A 19587-nucleotide genomic window follows, 5' to 3' on the forward strand; every position below is an offset into this window, starting at 1 on the left:
TCCCGGGCGAACTCGATCCGGGTTCAAACCAGGGTCAGGGCAAGTCCAGCCGGAACCAGTCTTCCTGGTCCGGCATACGGAGCACAGCACCAGCCGCATGCTGGCTGCGCAGGCGCTGAATTTCGGCATCGACCCGCTGGCGCTCGGCCGCCGCCAGGGTGGACAGGATGAGTTGACCGTGGTGGTGGTTGTGCGCGGCCGCCTCCAACACCGCCTGATGACGCGCCGCCTGTCGAGCACGCCGGCGCTCGGCCGCTTGCTCGGCTTCGGCCCCATGGCCCAAGATCCTGCAGATCCGCTCAAGCACGCGATGGGCGGGCAACGCCACCACATCGCGCACACGCAGGCTCTCAGGCTCGAACAGCGCGCGCAGCAGACCCAGCGCGGTGTTCAGATCACCCTCCTGCTCGGCCATCAGCGCCAGCTCCAGCTGCACCGGGCGGCTGACCGCATGCCAGCCCTCGGTCTGCGCCTGGCTCAGACAGGCCTCGAAACAGCGCCTTGCGGGCTCCAGCTGGCCGCTGCGCCGCAGCCAGCGCGCCTGGTTGGCCTGCCACATGCAGGCCAGGTAGCGCCCCGGCACGGTGGGAAGCAGCGCCTCGGCCTTGGCCGGCAAGCCCTGAGCCCGGGCCAGCACCGATTCCCCCAGATAGGCCAGGCCCATATCGAGGTAAGCATCGTGCAGCGTGCACAGCAGATGCACGGTGTTGGAGACCCGGCGCAGGCGCTCTTGCGGCGGGCTGCTGGCATCGCTGTGCTCCAGCGCCTCGAACATGAACCGCTCGGCGGCCACTCCGTCACCCATGGACAGGTAAGCCATGGCCAGACGCTCCAGAGCCTGGGCCGACAGCAGGCGCTGGCCCAGGTTCAGGGCGTCCTGCAAGGCCACATGGGCCGAGCGCAAGGCCTGCTCGGGCATGGCCAGATTGGCATGCGCAAACGACATCTTGATCATCAGCTCGGCGCGCTGCGCCGAGGCCTGGTCGACCGAGAGCAGGTCCATGCGGGCCGCGCAATCGGCCAGCAACTCGGGGAAGCGGTCCAGCCGTGTCAGGCAATCGCCGCGCAGCTGGTAGATGCGGCGGGCCAACTCGGCCACCGCTGGCTCGGCTTCGCGGCCACGCAAGCGCTCCAGCATCGCCCGTGTGTGCTGCAGCGCGGCATCAAAAGCCTCGGCGGCCACCAAGGCCTCGGCCTGCGTCAAAGACCCCTCGTCCAGCGCGCCACGCCCATCCGGCGCGCCGGGCACATCCACATTCACTGCCATGGCAGACCCAACCGTTCTTGTCTCGCCCGCCCACCCGTTGTTTTTGTGAGTTTTTACCGAGTTTAGGCCGGGCATGAACCTAACCCATGGGGGCATTCAGGGGCTAGGCAGAACGGCTGATTTCAGGCGACATTTGCAGGGGTGGCGCGATGGAACGAGGCACGGCGGGGCGTTCGCATCATCAACCGGGCACTGACTCCAAGGCCTGCAGCACCGCGGCATCCAGAGCCGGCAGCGCCTGGCGCAAGGCCGCCAGGCGCTCGGCATCGGCGCCGCGCTGAGCGGTCGCCCAGATGGGCGCGGGGAAATACGTGTCCCAATCGAAGCGCGCGATCACATGCCAATGCAGATGCGGCACCACATTGCCCAGGGTGGCCAGATTGACCTTGGTGGGCTGCAGCTGGCGGCGCAAAGCCTGTTCGACCGCCGTGACCGCCTCCATGCAGACCAGACGATCCGCCGCGGCCAGATCGCTGAACTCGGCCACATGGGCTTGCCAGATCACGCGGTAGAAGGCCGGGAAATCCGCATCCTGCACCCGCACCACGCGGTAGCGCGGCCGCTGCAGCAGCAGCTCCACACCCGGCTCGGGCGCAGTGAGCAGCGCATCACGGCACAAAGGGCAATCACTGAGAGAGGCAGACATATCGACAAGCCTGGGCTGACTAAGATGCGCCGACTGTAGCAATGCACCTGAGGAGAGCCCGATGAGGAAGAAGAACCATGGCGGCCCACAAGAACAACGGCGCCGCTGGACCCACGCCCTGGTCGCCTTGACCGGCCTGACCCTGCTGGGCACAAATGGCAGCAGCGCTTGGGCGCAAAGCGGCAACGCCAGCAACTGGCCAGCCCACCCGATCAAATGGATCGTGGCCTACCCAGCCGGCGGCGGCTCGGATTTTCTGGCCCGCCAGCTGGCGCCGCAGCTGAGCAAGCAGCTGGGCCAGCAAATCGTCATCGACAACCGGCCCGGCGCCGGCGGCAGCATTGGCACGGACGCGGCCGCCAAATCGTCGGCCGACGGCTACACCTGGCTCAGCGGCGACAACGGCGCCATGGTCTTCAACAGCGCCATGTACAAAAAGCTGCCCTACGCAGCCAGCGATTTCCAGGCGGTCGGCCTGATGGCCCGCTTCCCCCTGCTGCTGGTGGTCAACCCGCAGGCCGGCTTCAGCAGCGTGGGCCAATGGCTGTCCGATATGAAGAAGAACCCGGGCAAGTTCAGCTACGCTTCGCCCGGCGTGGGCAGTCCGCACCACCTGGCCATGGAGATGCTCAAGGAACGCAGCGGCAGCTTCATCGTCCATGTGCCTTACCGCGGCACGGCCAATGCGGTGCAGGACCTGCTGGCCGGCGTGGTGCCCATGGCCATCCTCGACACCGCCGCGGGCCTGCCGCAAATCCGCAGCGGAAAGCTGCGCGCCCTGGCCGTGCTCAGCGGCAAGCGCGTGGCGCAGCTGCCCGATGTCCCTACCTTCGACGAGTTGGGGCTCAAAGGCGTGGATGTCTCAGCCTGGCAAGGCCTGTTCCTGCCTCGGGGCACGCCCGAGGCAGTGACCGCACGCCTCAGTTCCGAGCTGAATCGGACACTGCAGATGCCTGAGGTGAAAGCAAGGCTGGAGGAGTTCGGCCTTGAAGTGACGCCCAGCGATGCAGCCAGCCTGGGCCGATTCGTGCAGCAGGAAACCCAGACCTGGCACCGGCTGATCCGGGAGCGGAAGTTGTCGGCGGAATGAGTGCGCGAACGAATCGGAGTGAACGCGTGAACAGGTGAGCGGCGCTGCGCGCCGGGTGAACCATTCACCTGTTCACCTGTTCACCTGTTCACCTGTTCACCTGTTCACCAATTCACCTGTTCACCTGTTCCCCTTCAAACAAGAACCCGCTCAATGCCGCCGTTATTGGCCTGAGCCACATACTGCGGCATCCAGTCTTCGCCGAGGATCTGGCGGGCCATTTCGACGACGATGTAGTCGGCCTCCAGCAGGCCGTTCTGCAGGTCGCCGCCGTAGCGGCTCAAACCTTGCAGGCAGCTCGGGCAGCTGGTCAGGATCTTCAGGTTCTCGGCGGCCGCGACCTTGCCGCTCTCACGCAGCTGGGCCTCGGTCTTGCGCAGCTCTTCTTCCTTGCGGAAACGGATCTGGGTCGAGATGTCCGGCCGGGTCACGCCCAGGGTGCCGCTTTCGCCGCAGCAGCGCTTGCTCTCGACCACGCTGTCGCCGACCAAGGCCTTGACCGTCTTCATCGGCTCCTGCAGCTTCATCGGGCTGTGGCAGGGGTCGTGGTAGAGGTAGCTCTTGTCGCTGCCGAGCGTGATGCCTTTTTCCAGCAGGTACTCGTGGATGTCGATGATGCGGCAGCCGGGGAAGATCTCCTCGAACTTGTAGCCCTGCAGCTGGTCATAGCAGGTGCCGCAAGAAACAACCACGGTCTTGATGTCCAGGTAGTTCAAGGTGTTGGCGACGCGGTGGAAGAGCACCCGGTTGTCGGTGATCATCTTCTCAGCCTTGTCGAACTGGCCCGAGCCGCGCTGCGGATAACCGCAGCACAGATAACCCGGTGGCAGCACGGTCTGCACGCCGGCGTGCCAGAGCATGGCCTGGGTGGCCAGGCCCACCTGGCTGAACAGGCGCTCGGAGCCGCAGCCGGGGAAATAGAACACAGCCTCCGTCTCGGCCGTGGTGGCAGCCGGGTTGCGGATGATGGGCACGTAGTCCTTGTCCTCGATGTCCAGCAGCGCCCGCGCTGTCTTCTTGGGCAGGCCGCCGGGCAGCTTTTTGTTGATGAAGTGAATGACCTGTTCCTTGATCGGCGCCGGGCCCAGCGTCGCACGCGGGGCCTCGGTCTGCTTCTTGGCAAAGGTCTTCAGCACATCGTGCGCCAGGCGCTGGGCCTTGAAGCCCACGCCCACCATGGCGGCCCGCGCCATCTTGATGGTCTCGGGGTTGGTGGCATTGAGCATGAACATGGCCGCGGCATTGCCGGGGCGGAAGCTCTTCTGGCCCATCTTGCGCAAGAGGTTGCGCATATTCATGGTCACATCGCCGAAGTCGATCTTGACCGGGCAGGGGTTGGCGCATTTGTGGCAGACCGTGCAGTGGTCGGCCACATCCTCGAACTCTTCCCAATGCTTGATCGAGATGCCGCGGCGGGTCTGCTCCTCGTACAGAAAAGCCTCGACCAGCAGCGAGGTGGCCAGGATCTTGTTGCGCGGTGAATAAAGCAGATTGGCGCGCGGCACATGGGTGGCGCAAACCGGCTTGCACTTGCCGCAGCGCAGGCAATCCTTGATGCTGTCGCTGATGGCGCCGATATCGCTCTGCTGCATGATCAGCGACTCATGCCCCATCAGGCCGAAGCTGGGCGTGTAGGCATTGGTCAGGTCGGCAAAGGTGCCGTGGGTGGAGGCCTTGGGGCGCAGCAGCTTGCCCTTGTTGAAGCGGCCTTCCGGGTCGACGCGCAGCTTGTAGTCGGCAAAATCGGCCAGCTCGGCATCGCTGAGGAACTCCAGCTTGGTGATGCCGATGCCGTGCTCGCCCGAGATCACGCCGTCCAGGCTGCGCGCCAGCTTCATGATGCGGCCCACCGCCTCATGCGCCGTCTGCAGCATCTCGTAGTTGTCGGAGTTGACGGGGATGTTGGTGTGCACATTGCCGTCGCCGGCATGCATGTGCAAGGCCACCCAGACCCGGCCGCGCAGCACCTCCTGGTGGATGCGCTTGCACTCCTCCAGGATCTGCGCAAACGCCGCGCCGCTGAAGATGGCTTGCAGGGGCTTGAAGATCTGCGTCTTCCAGGAGGCACGCAGGCTGTGGTCCTGCAGTTGGTCGAAGTAGCTTCCACCTTCCTCGGGGCGGGGCAGGTCCAGCTCATCTTTCCAGCGTTGCCACTGCGCACCCACCTCGGCCAGCAGGGCCAGGGCCTGCTGCACGCGGTCGCCCAGCAGCTCGGCGCTGGGAATCTCGCCAGCGTCGTCGCTCTTGCCCAGAGGCAGCTTGGCGGTGCTGAACAGCTGCTGCAGCGCGCCGACCAGTGCCAGCTTGTTGCGCAGGGACAGCTCGATATTGATGCGCTCGATGCCCAGGGTGTACTCGCCCATGCGCGGCAGCGGGATCACCACATCCTCGTTCACCTTGAAGGCATTGGTGTGCTTGGAGATGGCGGCCGTGCGCTTGCGGTCCAGCCAGAACTTCTTGCGCGCGTCGGCGCTGATGGCGACAAAGCCTTCGCCGTTGCGGCCATTGGCCAGGCGCACCACCTCGGAGGTGGCGCGGGCCACGGCATCGGCATCCTCACCGACGATGTCCCCGACCAGCACCATCTTGGGCAGGCCGTTGGAGGACGCGCCGGCCAGATGGGCGCGCTTGCTCTTGGTCGAGTAGCCCACGGCCTTGAGGTAGCGGTCGTCCAGATGCTCCAGACCCGCCAGCACCGCGCCGCCGGGGCGCTTCGCTTCGGCAAACATGAAGTCCTTGATGTCCACGATGGCCGGCACGCAGTCCTTGGGGTTGCCGAAGAACTCCAGGCAGACCGTGCGCACATGGGCCGGCATCTTGTGCACCACCCAGCGGGCGCTGGTGATCAGTCCGTCGCAGCCTTCTTTCTGGATGCCGGGCAGGCCGGCCAGGAATTTGTCGGTGACATCCTTGCCCAGGCCTTCCTTGCGGAAGGTGCGGCCCGGGATGTCCAGGCGCTCGGTACGCTCCAGCTTCTTGCCGCTGGCGTCGAAATAGCGCAGCTCGAAGCTGGCCACCTCCACATCATGGATCTTGCCCATATTGTGGTTGAGGCGGGTCACCTCCAGCCATTTGGCCTCGGGCGTGACCATGCGCCAGCTGGCCAGGTTGTCGAGCGCCGTACCCCAGAGCACGGCCTTCTTGCCGCCGGCGTTCATGGCGATATTGCCGCCCACGCAGGAGGCCTCGGCGCTGGTCGGATCGACCGCAAACACAAAACCATGCTGCTCGGCCAGATCGGACACGCGCTGCGTCACCACACCGGCTTCGCTCCAGATCGTGGCCACTTCCCGGTCCAGGCCGGGCAAACGCAGCATCTCGACGCCGCGCAGGCCTTCGAGCTTTTCGGTGTTGATGACCGCGCTGTTCCAGACCAGGGGCACGGCGCCGCCGGTGTAGCCGGTGCCGCCGCCACGCGGAATGATGGTCAGGCCCAGTTCCACACAGCCCTTGACCAGCTGGGCCATCTCGGCCTCGCTGTCCGGGGTCAGCACCACGAAGGGGTACTCGACACGCCAGTCGGTCGCGTCGGTGACGTGGGAGACGCGGGCCAGGCCGTCGAACTTGATGTTGTCGCGCGCCGTGGTCTTGCCCAGCAGACGGATAGTGCGGCGACGCAGCTCGGCCACCTGCTCGAACTGGCTGGCGAACTGGCGCACCGCCTCTTGCGCGGCCTTCAGCAGCTGGCCGACATCGGCATCGCGTTGGGGGTCGGTGCTGGGGTCGCGGCGCCGTTCCACCTCGCTCAAGCGGTGCTGCAAGGCTTCGATCAAGAGGCCGCGGCGCTTGGGGTTGTCCAGCAGATCGTCTTGCAAATAGGGGTTGCGCTGCACCACCCAGATGTCACCGAGCACCTCGTAAAGCATGCGGGCCGAGCGGCCGGTGCGGCGCTCTTCGCGCAGCTTGTCCAGCAGGGCCCAGGCGGGCTCGCCGAGCAGGCGGATGACAATCTCGCGGTCGGAGAAGGAGGTGTAGTTGTAGGGAATCTCGCGCAGGCGGGGAGACGCTGCATGGGCCGCATCGGCAGCGGCGTTCGGGGCAGCGGGATCTTCAAGCATCAGCGGATGCGGTGCATTCATGGCGGCCAGGTGCGGGCGACACACCCTTGGTTGGCTGCGGCCAGGCCCCCGGGCTCTGGCGCCCGAAAAGCCCAGCCACAAGGCTGAGAAATTGGCTGGAACGAACGGACCCAGGGCATCGACGGGCTTGTGGCCCAGGCCTGTCAGGGCCGGCCCTGCGCCACACCGGCAACCGCCGGCGGATCGCGCGGCCGGGCCTTGCGCGCTCGGGCTGTGATCGTACCGCAGCGCAGCATTTGCCCCGGCCTCTGGCGCCGATTGGCCTTGCATCTGGGGCGCCCTCTCCAGGGCTAATATGGCGCCGCCCTAGACCAAGTCCGCAGCCATGAACACTTCGTCCAATACACCCTGGCCCCTGCCCTTCTGGATCGCCCACCGCGGCGCCGGCAAGCTGGCGCCCGAGAACACCCTGGCCGCCTTCCGCCTCGGCGCGGCCCATGGCTACCGGGCTTTTGAGTGCGATGTGAAGCTGAGCCTGGACGGCGTTCCCTTCCTGCTGCACGACAGCAGCCTGCGCCGCACCAGCACCGGCTCGGGCCTGGCCAGCGCGCAGAGCTGGTCGGAGCTGAGCCGCCTGGACGCCGGCAGCTGGCACAGCCGCGCTCACGCGGGCGAACCCCTGGCCAGCCTGGAGGCCGTGGCCCGCTTCGTCCAGGCCAACTGCTTCGGCCTCAATCTGGAACTCAAGCCCACGCCGGGCCAGGAGCGCCTGACCGGCCAGGTCGTGGGCCGCGAAGTGCTGCGGCTTTGGGGCGGTGTGGAGGCGCACTTACCCCTGTTCAGCTCTTTCGAACCCGTCGCCCTGGAAGGTGCCCGCGAGACCGCCCCCGGGGTGCCGCGCGGCCTCTTGCTCGACAGCCCGCGCGAAAGCTGGCTTGACGAGGCGCAAAGCCTGGGCTGCGTGGCCGTCATCACCAATTACCGCCTGATGGACGCGGCGCGCGTGCAAGCCATCCACGCGGCCGGCATGAAGGCCCTGGTCTACACCGCCAACGATGAATCGGTCGTGGCCTGGCTGCGGGCCAACGGGGTGGACGGCATCATCACCGACGCGGTGGATCGCTTCGCGCCAGACCACTGAGCCTGCGCGCGCAGCTCAGTCGGGTTTCCAGCGCCGAAATCCCTGCTGCACGGCCGGCCGCACGCGCAAGAAACCCAGGTAAGCCCACTCCATCAAACGCGCCACGCCAGGCAACCGCCCCAGCCAGGCCAGGCAGCGCCAGCCGGGCAGCCGCGCCCACGGGGCCAGAAAAGCCTCGGCCCCGCTGAGCAAGCGCCCGTCGGGCAGCTGCACATGGAAGCGCGCCAGCAACTCTGCCTGCTTGGGCCCCGCCGGCAAGACCTGAGCCGGGTCGCTGACATCGGCAAAGCAGACCGCCTGGCCCTCAGCCTGGCCGCGGTAGAGCGCGATCTCGCGCCGGCACAAAGGGCAGGCGCCGTCGAAAAGCACGGTCAGCGAATCGCTGGGCTGTTCGCAGGGTTGGGGTTTCATGACGGCAGCCTCGACAACAAGTCATCGGCGGTGGCGAGGCCGCGCGTGCTGCGGGTCCACCAGGCCGAGAAGGACGCACAGCAGGGCGTCACCTCAAGAAACAGCGCCGGCTCGGGCAGGCACTCGGCCCAGCGGGGCAGCCAGGCCTGAAGATGCGGCTCGGCGCGGCAGCGCACCCGGCGCGCGCCGCTCAAGGCCTGCCCCAACGCTGCGGCATCCGTCCACCACATCACCGTGCCCAGCTCGGCCATGCGTGCGGCCACCCAGCGCCAGCGCCGCTCGCTCCAGGGCCAGGCCCGGTGAAAATCCTGCAGCCAGAGGCCGATCACCCGAGTGTCGGGCGGTAAATCGGCCGGCAGCGCGCCCAGGCTCCAGGGATGCACCAGCCACACCTCGCGGCCAGCCACCTGGCTCGCATCAGGCAACTGGATCGCCAAACCCGGAGGTGGCGCGGACAGCAAGGCCGGCGCCTCGGTCGGGGCTTGCCGCTCGGTCGTTCCCTCCTGCAGCGCCGGCTGGGCATGACGCGCCAGCTGATCGAGGGCTTCGTAGCTGGCATCGATCACCGTGCCCGGGCTGTGCCAGCTTGCGGGGGCATAACGCGCCACATTCTCGGCATTGAACAGATAGGGCTTGCGGCTGCCGGTGCCGGCCACCCATTGCCAGCTCAGGTGGTTGCTGGCCAGATCGCCGTCGAGCAAATGGCCGTAGAGCCAATCGGCGCCGCTGCGCCAGTGGATCTTGCGCACATGGACCAGATAGCTGGCCAGCCACATGCGCGCATGGTTGTGCAGCAGGCCGGTCTCGTAGAGCGTGCGCACCGCCTTGTCGATCACCGGCACGCCGCTGCGGGCCTCGCGCACATCGACGGGCAGCTCGCGGGCATAGGCTGCATCGAGCAGCGGCCCTTCGTGCAGCGAGGCAAAAATCGCCTCGCCCCGGTGCTGCCAGACGTGGCGGAAATAGGCACGCCAGCCCAGCTCGAACACCAGCTTGTGCTGCACCTCGAGCGCATGGCGCTGCTGGACGCCGGCCAGGACCTCGGCCAGGCTCACCAAGCCATGGGTGAGGTAGGGCGACAGGCCGGTGACCGCGCCGTCCAGGGCATTGCGGCTGCGCGCATACGCCGCCGGGTCGACCGCCGCGATGCGCGCTTGCGCTGCGGCCAGGCTGGGCTCGGTGGCTGATGCTGGCGCCCGCAGTTCATGGCCATGGGCCCACGAGGGCTGGTGCCAGCTCTTGGCTATCGTGTCGTCATCCATGCCTGCGGGTCCTCGAAGCGCTCAGCGCGCAGCATAGGTTCGCGGGCATGGCCGCGCTGGGCCGGGGCTATTCAGGCGATGCTGGCGATTCGGGCGATATGGGCGATTCGGAGGCCTCAGCACATCGCGTGTACTGCATGCCCGGTCGGCCCGGCAGCCGCGGCGTGAAGCCACCCTTCTCGTAAAAGCCCTGCTTGCCCTCCGCACAGAAGAGCTGGATGTCGCGCAGGCCCTGCTGCAGGCAATGCTGCACCAGGCGATCGAGCAACTGAGAGCCCAGGCCGCGCCCTTGCCAGACAGGCAGCACAATCATCTCGGTGATGAAGGCATGCAAGACACCATCGGAAATCACCCGCCCGAAGCCCACCAGCTCTTCGCCGGCATAGGCCGCACACTGCACCCAGGAACCCGCCAGGGCACGCGCATAAAACCCAGGTTCCCGCTCCACGCCTCCGGCCCAGCCGGTGCTGTCGTACAGCCGCTGAAAAGCCGCGGCGTCTGGCGGGCCGCTCATGTCAAAACGGACCACTTCCGAAGCGCTCATCGATCACAGGCCCAGGCGTGCGTACACGCAGGTGTTCCTGGGCTCCCCCTGCGGCGACAGACTGTCGCAGCGCAAGATGCCTTCCAGCTCGAAACCACAGCGTTCGGCCACGGCACGGCTGGCAAGGTTGGTCTCGTCCATGCGAATCTCCACGCGGCGGGCGCGCAACTGCTCGAAAGCCATGCGGCTCAAGGCCATCACGGCCTCGCTCATGAAGCCTTGGCCCTGGGCGCTGGCGCGCAGCCAGTAGCCGATCTCGAAGCGCCGCACGGTCCAGTCCATGCGGTGCAGTCCGGTGCCGCCGAGCAGGCGGCGGCCTTCGGGCGCGCGGTCGTAGATCTGGTAGCAAAGATCACGACGGGCGATGAAATCGGCCTGCTGGCGGCGTGCCACCACCTCACTCTCCTCGAAGCTGGGCACCTGCTGGGCCCAGGGCATCCAGGGGCTGAGCAGGCCGATGGATTCGGCCACGGCCACGCTCAGGGCCGGGCCAATGCCGGGCCGCGGCGCGGCCAGCAGCAGGCGCTCGGTGGTGAGGGTCTCGGGCACTTCGATCAGGATGGGGTCGGGCAGCGCCGACCCAGAAACAGCGGGGTCAGGTCTTGCCTCGCTCATTTGTTCGGCCCCAGGTCCAGCGCCAGGCCGCTGGCGCCGGCCACGCCTTGCGGGTTCTGGTCTTCCAGATCCTCGGCCTTGGGCAACTCGCGCACATCGCGAATAACCGGGTGGCGCCAGGCGATCAAGGCCAGGCTGAGCGCGCCCACGCCCGCGAAGAGCAGCGAGGAGCGCAGGCCCACATGCTCACCGAGCCAGCCGCCCAGCAGCGCACCCGGGCCGGCCGGAATCAGGATCAACCAGCGCATGGTGCTGGTCATGCGTCCCAGCATGGGCGCGGGGGTCACCGCCTGACGCAGGGACAGGAAGTTGATGAAGATCAGCACCGCACCGACGCCGAACATGAAGAGCATGAAGGCAAAAGCCGCCACACCCCAGGCATTGGCCGGCATCAATCCGAGGAGCAGCCAGCCGAAACCCGAGCTGGCCACGCCCAGCACCAGGCAGGGGCCCGGCCCGACCTTGGCACTGATGCGGTGACCGAACACGCTGGCCAGCACCGTGCCGGCGCCCAGTGCCACATAGCTCAGGCCCACCTCTTGCGCGCTCAGCCCTAAGCTGCGGGTGGCGAACAGGATCTGCACCACCTGAGCCGCGTTGTAGCAAAGCTGCCAGCTGCCCACCGTGCAGGCCAGGCTGACCAGCAGCGCACGCTCACGCACGAACTGAACGCCGGCCTTGAGGTCGCGCCAGAAATCGGACTCCCCGCTCGGCGTCAGCTGCTCCTGCACCTTGATGCCACGCAGGATCAGGGCCGAGAACAGCACCAGCACAGCATCCACCGCCAGGGCCATGGGCGCACCCAAGAGCTTGATCAGCACTCCGGCCACGCCGGGGCCGGCCACTTCGGCGCCGCTGGAGGCCAGCGCATTCTTGGCATGGGCCTCGACCAGGCGGTCGCGGCTGACCACCTGGGTCAGCACAATTTGCGAGGCACTGCCAGCGATGGTGTAGACCGTGCCGAGCACAAAGCCGACCACATACAGCCAAGTCATGGTGAGCCAACCCATCCAGGCAGCCAGGGGCACGGTGGCCACGGCCAGGCCCAGAAAAGCTTCACCGAAGATGTAAACGGGCAGCTTGCGCACGCGGTCCAGCCAGACACCGCCTGGCAACGAGAACAGCACAAAGGGCGCAATCTCCATCGAGGTCAGCAAGCCCATCTGCGTGGGGCTGGCATTGAGCAGCACGGCCGCCGTCAGCGGCAGGGCCAGCATCGTGATCTGCCCGCCCAGGGAGCTGATCAGGATGGAAGTCCAGAGCCGGCGGTAGATCGCGTCACGCAGCAGATCGCCGGGCGGCAGAGTCAGCAGGCGGCGCATTCGCTCGAACAGCAAGCCCGGCCAAAGGCCGGGGCGTGACAAGGACGCAAAAAAACGGGTAGCCATGAGAAACACACTCCGAAACGGTTCCCGGTGTGCGGCCCCCACGCGCAGGGCGGGAGCCGAAGCACAAGCAGGGCATTCCGCCTTGGCGGCGAAATGCGAGAAACAAACAAGAGACAAAGGCGGAACAGGGTGAGCTGGAAGCGAAGCAGCAGGCCGGCAAATCAAAGGCACGGCGGCTCACCGAGGAGAGGGGTCAACCGAAGCAGCGCCGCGTCAATGCGGGCAGTCGGCGGCAGCCTGGGGCCAGGCTGCGACTCGCGCGCAGGCGAGCGCCGCACGGGGTGTGCGTCGTCGGGTGCGGTCGAGGAGCTTGGTCATGGTCTGATCTGTATCAAGAGCGGCCATGCTAACAGCGGGCCATGAGGCCGGGCAAGTGCGTGGGGTCACGCCCCCTGCAGCTCGGGGGCGCAGCGCGAACCCTCAACGCTGATTCGGCGCCTGATCCCGGGTCGGTCTTCTCTGCGCGCAGATGGCCCGTACATCGCCGGCCAGCGCACGCGAAAAACCCAGCGATTCGTAGATGCCGATGGACACATCGTCCGGGTCGGCACACATGACCAGGCGCTCCAGCCCCCACGTCTGCAAGCCCTGCCCCACCACCGCATCGATCAAGGCCGTGCACAGGCCGCGGCGCCGCCAGGCCGGGTGCGTGCCGACATGCTGAAAGCGGCCCAGCTCGGGCCGGCCGAGTTGCGCGGCCCGGAACAGGCCGCAATCGGCCACCAGCTGCTCGCCTGCGAAGACAGCGAACCAGGAACCCAGACCGGCCGCCTGCATCGCGGCATAGCGGCGCATCTGGCGCTCGCGGTGCACGCGGTAGCCGAAGGGCTCGTAGCCCGCGTCATTGCTTTCGCACTGCAGATCGAGCACGGCGGCCAGTTCACCCTCCTGCGTCAGGTCCAGCGCGCGGATGTGGAACTCGGGCGCCAAAGCCCGCAGCGGGCGGCGCCAGGCCGCGGCCGTGACGGCCAGGGTGGCGCTGCCAAAGATCTCGAAGCCGGCCGCTGCCCAGCTCAGGAGCGGCTCATGCGGCGCGGCCGCATCAAAGCCGATGGCCACATGGCTGGACTCGCGCGTGTGCTGGCCCACCTCCTCTTCGAAGCGCTGCAGCCAATGCGCCAGCTCGGCATCGCGCGGCGGCTCGGGCAGGATCATGGCATTGCCCCAGTAGAACAGCGGGTTGCCGGGCATGCGCAGCACCAGGCAATCGGGCCGCTCGACCACCTGCCCGTCGAAGCGGGCAAAGATCAGATCGGTCTGCCAGCCCAGGGACAGGCGCTCGATCAGGCCAGGCATGGACGACACGCAGGCAAGACCTGACCCTCGCTTCAGAAGCCCACCGCGGCGCCGTCGCGGCGCGGGTCGCTGGCGGCCACGTAGCCGTCCACCGCTGGGTCGCCCAAGCGCCAGATGAACTGGCCAGCGCCGAAGTCTTGGTAGCTGTCGTGGATGTCGCCAATCTGATGGCCCAGCTCGCGCAGGCCGGCCACCGTGGCCGGCGGCATGTGCGGCTCGACATTGAGCGACAGGCCTTCGTTGAAGCGCCAGCGCGGCGCGTCGCAGGCGGTCTGCGGCTGCTGGCCGTGGTCCAGCATGCGCACCAGGGTCTGCATATGGCCTTGCGGCTGCATATTGCCGCCCATCACGCCGAAGCTCATCACGGGGACCCGACTCGGAATTTGTGGATCAGGCGCTGCCGCCGGGCCGCCCCAAGGCGGCGCCGCGCCCCCTCGGGGGGCAGGAGCCGCAGGCGACGTGGGGGCTGTCAGAAACGCCGGAATGATGGTGTGGAAGGGGCGTTTGCCCGGGGCTACGACGTTCGGATGACCCGCTTCCAGCGTGAAGCAGTGGCCCCGATTCTGCAAAGACACGCCGTAACCGGGCAGCACCAGGCCCGAGCCAAAGCCCATGTAATTGCTCTGGATGAAGCTGACCATCATGCCGCTCTCATCGGCCGTGGTCAGGTAGATGGTGCCACCCTTGACCGGGTTGCCGCACTGGAAATCCTGGGCACGATTCGGATCGATCAAGGCGGCGCGGCGGGCCAGGTATTGCTCGTCCAGCAGCTCCGCCGTGCTCACAGCCATGCTGCGCGGGTCGGCGACATAACGGTAGACATCGGCGAAGGCCAGCTTCATGGCCTCGATCTGCAGATGCTGGCCGGCCACACTGTCGACCGCATGGCGGCGCAGATCGCGGTGCTTGAGAATGCCCAGTGCGATCAGGGCGGCAATGCCCTGGCCATTGGGCGGGATCTCGTGCAGCTCGTGGCCGGCATAGCTTTGCGAGATCGGCGTCACCCACTCTGGCTGGTAGGCGGCAAAGTCGGCCGCGGTGATAGCCCCGCCGGTGCTGCGCGCAAAGGCCTCGACGGCCGCCGCCACCTCGCCGCGATAAAACGCCTCGCCCTTGCTCTCGGCAATCAGGCGCAGGGTGCGCGCTGCTGCCGGGAATTTGAACAGCTCGCCCACCTGGGGCGCGCGGCCGCGCGGCAAGAAGGCTTCGGCGAAGCCGGGCTGGCTGGTCAAGTCAGCCAGTTCCGCCGCCATGGCCCATTTGCTTTGCACCACCACCGGCACGGCATAGCCGCGCTCGGCGATCTCGATGGCCGGGGCCATCAAGTCGGCAAAGGGCAGCTTGCCAAAGCGCTCGCTCAAAGCCACCCAGCCGGCCACAGCGCCCGGCACGGTGACGCCGCCCCAGCCGCGCTTGGGCGGAGTTTTCGCATCCGTGCCATAGGTCTTGAAGAAGTGTTCGGGTGTCCAGGCCTGGGGCGCCGTGCCCGAGGCATTGAGGCCGTGCAGCTGCTGGCCGTCCCAGAGGATGCAAAACGCGTCCGAGCCCAGGCCGTTGCTGCAGGGTTCCACCAGGGTCATGCAGGCGGCCGTGGCAATCGCCGCATCGACGGCATTGCCGCCCAGGGCCAAGATGCGCAAGCCCGCTTGCGCAGCCAGCGGGTGCGAGGTGGACACGATATTGCGCGCGAACAGCGGGCTGCGTGTGCTCGGGTAAGGGTTGCGCCAATCGAATGCCTGCATCGCGAAGTCTCCTGTGTGGGCCGGATTGTGGCCCGCCCCGGCAACTCAAGGCATGGGGACTTCCACACTCAGACCGATGAAGTCCACCGCCTGGTTGGGCTTGCGGATGTCGGCATTGCTCACATGTCGGTAGTCCAGGCTCAGGCGCCAGCGCGCATCGGCGCTGCGCAGACCCAGGCCCATGACGTCGAAGAACTGGAAGTTCGTGCTTTTCTGACGCGCACCGATGCGGCTGTGGCTGATCAGGCCGGCGCCGATGCCCAGTTCCAGGTCGAGGCGCAGACCCGCGGCCGGTGAACCGAGATCCCAGCGCAGGGCCGGGATGAAGGCGGCATCGAGCAAACGCCGCGGCTCCGCCGCGCCACGCTCGGCCTGCCAAGCGCCCAGCTGCAGCCGCGGTGCCAGCTGCAGACTGAGTGCGCTTGAAGAAGCGCGCCAGGCCGTGCATTCGCCCAGGCGCCAGCCCAGGCTGGCGGCGCGCAGCTCGCGGTCCTTGGCGGCCTCGAAACGCAGGCCGCTCGGGCCCTGCTTCGCGCACAAGGCCGAGTCGATCGGCGCACCCTGCCAAGCCAGCCAGGCCCAGCTCATCAGGCTGCCGCCAACGGCCATGGATTTGAGCGCGGCTCTTTCTTCGGCCTGAACCCAGCCATGAGCACTGCACAGCAGCAGGGCCACACTGGCGGCCAGACCTTTCGAAACTCGTGTCATACCGTTCTCTTCTTCCAACTCTGAATCCAGGCCCGTGCCTGTGCCTGTGCCGGGCGCACGCGGCGCAGACCGCCCAACAACCACAGCTGCCGGATCAACAGGGCCGAACCCCAGACCAGCAGGCCGGCGAACAGCACATCGCTGAGGAAATGGCCGCCTTGCAAGATGCGCCCCAGGCCGATCAGCAGCCCCAGGCCCAGCGCTGCCCGCCCCCACCAGCGCCGCCGTGCGGGCGGCGCAAACAGGGCCGGTGCCAGCAGCGCAAAGCCGGAGGCGGCATGGCCGCTGACAAAGGAATAGCGCTTGCGTTCAGGGTTCAAACCCGCCGGCGCCAGCGGCGGGCTGTAGGCCTCGCTGCCGCCAAACTCCAGCACCTGCACCGGCCGAGGCCGCGACCAGAACTGCTTGACCGGCCCATGGACCAGGGCGCCAACCACCAGCACCAGCAGGAGCAAGCTCACCCACAACCGCCGCCAGACCGGCCGCGACAAACGCCAGCGGCCCGCCAGCAAGCGCAGCAGCAGGTAAAAGGCCAGCGCCCGGGTCAACCAGGGCACGGCCTCGTACATGGCCCGAACCCAGGCCTTGTCCGCGTGCACGAACTGACCGGCATACAAGCTGCGGCTGAGGCTCAGGTCCAGCGTCGGCCAAGCGGCGAACAAGGCCAGGGCTGCGACCAGACAGATGAGGAAGGCGCGCATCTCACGATGGCGGGCGCGTGGGCTGGTCCAGACGCTCATGGCGCCTCCGTCCGCCAACGCAGCAGCACATAGCCCGGGCCGGGGCGGATGATGTCGTAGGCTGCAGCCGGCGGCGCGCTCTTCAACTCATCGGCGCGGGTGAAGACCCAGTCGCCGGGCCGTGGCTCCGGCATGCCCGGGCTGGGCTTCTGGCGGTAAAACCCAAAGCTCGGGGTCTGGCTTCGCCAGAGCCAGACCTGGCCAGGCTGACTCGCGTCTCGCTGCGCGGCCGTCAAGGCCGCCGCCCGCACCGGCCCTTGCAAGACCTGACCCCACCAGGGCACGACCACGGCCACCAAAAAACCACCCGCAAGCACCGCCGTGCCCAGCGCCGCCTTGGGCAGGCTCAGCCATGGCCAGAGCCAAAGGCCCAGCAACAGCGCCATCAAGACGGCCAGCAATGCGGGCGCAAAGCCAGGCAGGGCCGGCGCGGCGGCGATCAGTTCCGCATACAAACCGCTCTTGCCCGCGGTCAAGCGGCCCGTGGCCGCCGCCGCCATCAAGCCGCCCAGCAGGAGCACGAGGCCAGCAGCCGAAACCGCAAGTGCCAGGCGCCAGGCGCGGCTCAAGGGCGGCTTCAAGGACATGGCGCCCAAGAGCAGCCAGGGCGTCAGGCCGTACAGCACGTAGTGCGGCAGCTTGGTGCCCGAGAGCGAAAAGAACACCAGCACAAAGCCGGCCCAGCAGATCAGAAAGCTCGGCAAGGGCTGCTGCCAATGCCGGCGGATCTGCAGCAAGGCCGCAGCCAGCAGCGGCGTCCAGGGCAGGCTCAGCAGGGGCAGCATCAGCAGGTAATACAGCGGCCCGCCGCCATGGCCCTCCAGCGGTGAACTGAAGCGCTGCAAGTTGTGTTGGAGCAGAAAGCCATCGACGAAAGCCCAGCCGTGGCGTTGCAAGGCATAGGCATACCAGGGCGCCCAGGCCAGGAAAAACAGAGCCAGCGCACCGGGCTCGGCCAGGGTCCGCCAAACCGCGCGCGGCAGCGCACGCAGGCCCTGCTGGCGCCACAGCCAGATCAGCAAGGTGGCGAAGGGAATCAAGACCGCCACCGGCCCCTTGGTCAGCACGCCCAGGCCCGCCCACAAGGCCGCGCGGCGCAGCGCCCAGGGCCGGCCGACCGAGGACTCCAGATGCCGCCACAGATCCAGCAGAGTCAGCACCAAGAGAAGGTTGAGCAACGCATCGGCCGTGGCCGCGCGGCCGATCAAGAGCACACCCAGGCTGCTGCCCAGGGCCGTGGCGGCAAACATGGCGGTAGCGTCGCCAAAGCGCGGCCGAGCAAAGCCCGCCAAGGCCAGCACCCAGCCCAGGCCGCACAGGGCCGAGGGCAGGCGCGCCGCGAACTCGTTGACACCGAACAAGGCCAGACTGCTGGCCTGCAGCCAGTAGACGCCGATCGGTTTGTCGAAACGATCGCGGCCGTTGAGCGTGGTGTGCAACCAGTCGCCGCTGGCCAGCATCTCGCGCGAGGCCTCGGCAAAGGCGCCCTCGTCCACATCGAAGAGCGGCGCCGCGCCCAGGCGCAGCAGGAACAGCGCCGCCATGGCCAGCGCCCATCCGCCCCAGGCCCACAGGCTGAAGCGCTGAGGAGCGAGTGCGGTCATGGTGCGGCCTGGCTCCAGCCGCGCTCGGGCGTGGGGTCGGCGTCGGCGCTGTGCAGGGCACGCTGGTAGGGGCGCACCTGGCGGCCCTCGAAATACACCCGCATGAGCAACTCGGCCAGCACACCTGTGGTCAGGAACTGCAAGCCGCCCAGCAGCGAGAAGAAGCCCAGCAGCAGCAAGGGCCGGCCGCCGATCGATTCACCCAGCAGCTTGAGCACGCCCAGATAACTGAGCAGGGCCATGCCCACCATCATCACGCCCAGGCCGAGCACACCGAAAAAATGCCCGGGCCGGGTGCCGAAGCGCAGAAAGAAAAAGACGGCCAGCAGATCGACCACCACCCGCAGCGAGCGCGAGATGCCGTACTTGGACTGGCCGCGCAGGCGCGCATGGTGCTGCACCGGCTCCTCGGCCATGCGCTCGGGCGCGGTCACCGTGGCCAGCCAGGCGGGGATGAAACGGTGCATCTCGCCGTACAGCCGCACCTGCTTGAGCACCGGCGCACGGAAGGCCTTGAGGCTACAGCCCAGATCCTGGAACTGCAGGCCGGTGATCTTGCGGATCAGGCGGTTGGCCAGCAGGGAGGGAATCTTGCGCAGCCACAGGCCATCCTGCCGCTGCTGGCGCCAACCGGCCACCAGGTCCAGGTCTTCGCGCAGCAGGCGCTCGACCAGACGCGGGATGTCGCGCGGGTCGTTCTGCAAGTCACCGTCCATGGTGACGATGACATCACCACGGGCCGCATCGATGCCGGCCTGCATGGCCGCGGTCTGGCGGAAATTGCGTGCCAGGCGGATGACGCGGATGTGCGGGCCGACGCGGCGGGCATGCTGGCTCAGCAGGGCTGCCGTGCCGTCGCGGCTGCCGTCGTCCACCACCAGCAGCTCCCAAGGGTAGCCATAGCCCGCCAGCGCGGCCTGCACCGCGTCGATCAAGGGCGCGGCATTCTCGCGCTCGTTGTACATGGGCACGACCACACTGAGGCGGTGCGCTGGCAGCGGCTCGAGCGCGTGGGCCGGATGACTGCCTGCAGCCGCGACAGCAGTGTCAGCATCGGCAGACGGCAGCGCACCCAGGGGCGGGTCGAGGACCAGGGAGGAGGAAGGATTCATCG

16 protein-coding genes are annotated in these 19587 nt (G+C 67.5%); 2 read left to right on the forward strand and 14 right to left on the reverse strand.

Features of this window, described 5'->3' with window-relative positions:
- Nucleotides 1-34: 34 nt before the first annotated feature.
- Both OOB33_RS22285 and OOB33_RS22290 read right to left on the reverse strand, forming a co-directional pair.
- Nucleotides 35-1267 (reverse strand): hypothetical protein, encoded by a 1233-nt coding sequence (locus OOB33_RS22285; protein ID WP_271010266.1) that lies wholly within the window; start codon nucleotides 1265-1267, stop codon nucleotides 35-37.
- 181 nt (nucleotides 1268-1448) lie between these two features.
- A complete protein-coding gene (locus OOB33_RS22290; RefSeq protein WP_271010267.1) occupies nucleotides 1449-1913 on the reverse strand; it encodes an HIT family protein in 465 nt (154 codons plus the stop codon).
- A gap of 61 nt (nucleotides 1914-1974) precedes the next feature.
- On the opposite strand from OOB33_RS22290, the gene OOB33_RS22295 reads away from it, so the two are divergent.
- Nucleotides 1975-3003 (forward strand): Bug family tripartite tricarboxylate transporter substrate binding protein, encoded by a 1029-nt coding sequence (locus OOB33_RS22295; protein ID WP_271010268.1) that lies wholly within the window; start codon nucleotides 1975-1977, stop codon nucleotides 3001-3003.
- Between the two features lie 134 nt (nucleotides 3004-3137).
- Here OOB33_RS22295 and OOB33_RS22300 read toward each other — a convergent pair whose 3' ends face one another.
- Entirely contained in the window at nucleotides 3138-7061 is a 3924-nt protein-coding gene (locus OOB33_RS22300) for an FAD/FMN-binding oxidoreductase (RefSeq protein ID WP_271010521.1), read from the reverse strand.
- A 346-nt stretch (nucleotides 7062-7407) separates the two neighbouring features.
- On the opposite strand from OOB33_RS22300, the gene ugpQ reads away from it, so the two are divergent.
- Nucleotides 7408-8163, forward strand: a complete 756-nt coding sequence (gene ugpQ, locus OOB33_RS22305) for a glycerophosphodiester phosphodiesterase (RefSeq protein WP_271010269.1) — start codon at nucleotides 7408-7410, stop codon at nucleotides 8161-8163.
- A 15-nt stretch (nucleotides 8164-8178) separates the two neighbouring features.
- On the opposite strand, the gene OOB33_RS22310 is transcribed toward ugpQ, so the two are convergent.
- The 11 genes from OOB33_RS22310 to OOB33_RS22360 all read right to left on the reverse strand — a co-directional run bounded on the left by OOB33_RS22310 (nucleotide 8179) and on the right by OOB33_RS22360 (nucleotide 19585).
- Nucleotides 8179-8574, reverse strand: coding sequence for a thiol-disulfide oxidoreductase DCC family protein (locus tag OOB33_RS22310; protein ID WP_271010270.1), 396 nt, complete (start codon nucleotides 8572-8574; stop codon nucleotides 8179-8181).
- Complete coding sequence (locus OOB33_RS22315) at nucleotides 8571-9836, reverse strand: FAD-binding domain-containing protein (protein ID WP_271010271.1); 1266 nt, start codon at nucleotides 9834-9836, stop codon at nucleotides 8571-8573. The genes OOB33_RS22310 and OOB33_RS22315 overlap by 4 nt, the downstream gene beginning before the upstream one ends.
- 67 nt (nucleotides 9837-9903) lie before the next feature.
- Nucleotides 9904-10380: a GNAT family N-acetyltransferase gene (locus OOB33_RS22320; RefSeq protein ID WP_271010272.1), complete on the reverse strand. Its 477-nt coding sequence runs from the start codon at nucleotides 10378-10380 to the stop codon at nucleotides 9904-9906.
- A 3-nt stretch (nucleotides 10381-10383) separates the two neighbouring features.
- Complete coding sequence (locus OOB33_RS22325; RefSeq protein WP_271010273.1) at nucleotides 10384-10995, reverse strand: GNAT family N-acetyltransferase; 612 nt, start codon at nucleotides 10993-10995, stop codon at nucleotides 10384-10386.
- Nucleotides 10992-12383 carry an MFS transporter gene (locus OOB33_RS22330; protein WP_271010274.1) on the reverse strand — a complete coding sequence of 464 codons (1392 nt, stop codon included), beginning with the start codon at nucleotides 12381-12383 and terminating at the stop codon, nucleotides 10992-10994. The genes OOB33_RS22325 and OOB33_RS22330 overlap by 4 nt, the downstream gene beginning before the upstream one ends.
- Before the next feature lie 420 nt (nucleotides 12384-12803).
- Entirely contained in the window at nucleotides 12804-13679 is an 876-nt protein-coding gene (locus OOB33_RS22335; protein WP_271010522.1) for a GNAT family N-acetyltransferase, read from the reverse strand.
- Between the two features lie 32 nt (nucleotides 13680-13711).
- The gene (locus tag OOB33_RS22340; RefSeq protein ID WP_271010275.1) at nucleotides 13712-15421 is read right to left on the reverse strand and encodes a gamma-glutamyltransferase family protein; all 1710 of its coding nucleotides are present in this window, start codon (nucleotides 15419-15421) and stop codon (nucleotides 13712-13714) included.
- A 45-nt stretch (nucleotides 15422-15466) separates the two neighbouring features.
- Nucleotides 15467-16129 carry an acyloxyacyl hydrolase gene (locus tag OOB33_RS22345; protein WP_271010276.1) on the reverse strand — a complete coding sequence of 221 codons (663 nt, stop codon included), beginning with the start codon at nucleotides 16127-16129 and terminating at the stop codon, nucleotides 15467-15469.
- Nucleotides 16126-16869 (reverse strand): phosphatase PAP2 family protein, encoded by a 744-nt coding sequence (locus OOB33_RS22350; protein ID WP_271010277.1) that lies wholly within the window; start codon nucleotides 16867-16869, stop codon nucleotides 16126-16128. The genes OOB33_RS22345 and OOB33_RS22350 overlap by 4 nt, the downstream gene beginning before the upstream one ends.
- Nucleotides 16866-18473 (reverse strand): ArnT family glycosyltransferase, encoded by a 1608-nt coding sequence (locus tag OOB33_RS22355; RefSeq protein WP_271010278.1) that lies wholly within the window; start codon nucleotides 18471-18473, stop codon nucleotides 16866-16868. The genes OOB33_RS22350 and OOB33_RS22355 overlap by 4 nt, the downstream gene beginning before the upstream one ends.
- On the reverse strand, nucleotides 18470-19585 hold the full coding sequence (locus OOB33_RS22360; protein ID WP_271010279.1) for a glycosyltransferase family 2 protein: 1116 nt from the start codon (nucleotides 19583-19585) through the stop codon (nucleotides 18470-18472). Before OOB33_RS22360 ends, OOB33_RS22355 begins: the two co-directional genes overlap by 4 nt.
- Nucleotides 19586-19587: the final 2 nt, after the last annotated feature.

The sequence above is a fragment of the Paucibacter sp. B51 genome (assembly GCF_027863535.1).
GTDB lineage: Bacteria > Pseudomonadota > Gammaproteobacteria > Burkholderiales > Burkholderiaceae_C > Paucibacter_A > Paucibacter_A aquatilis.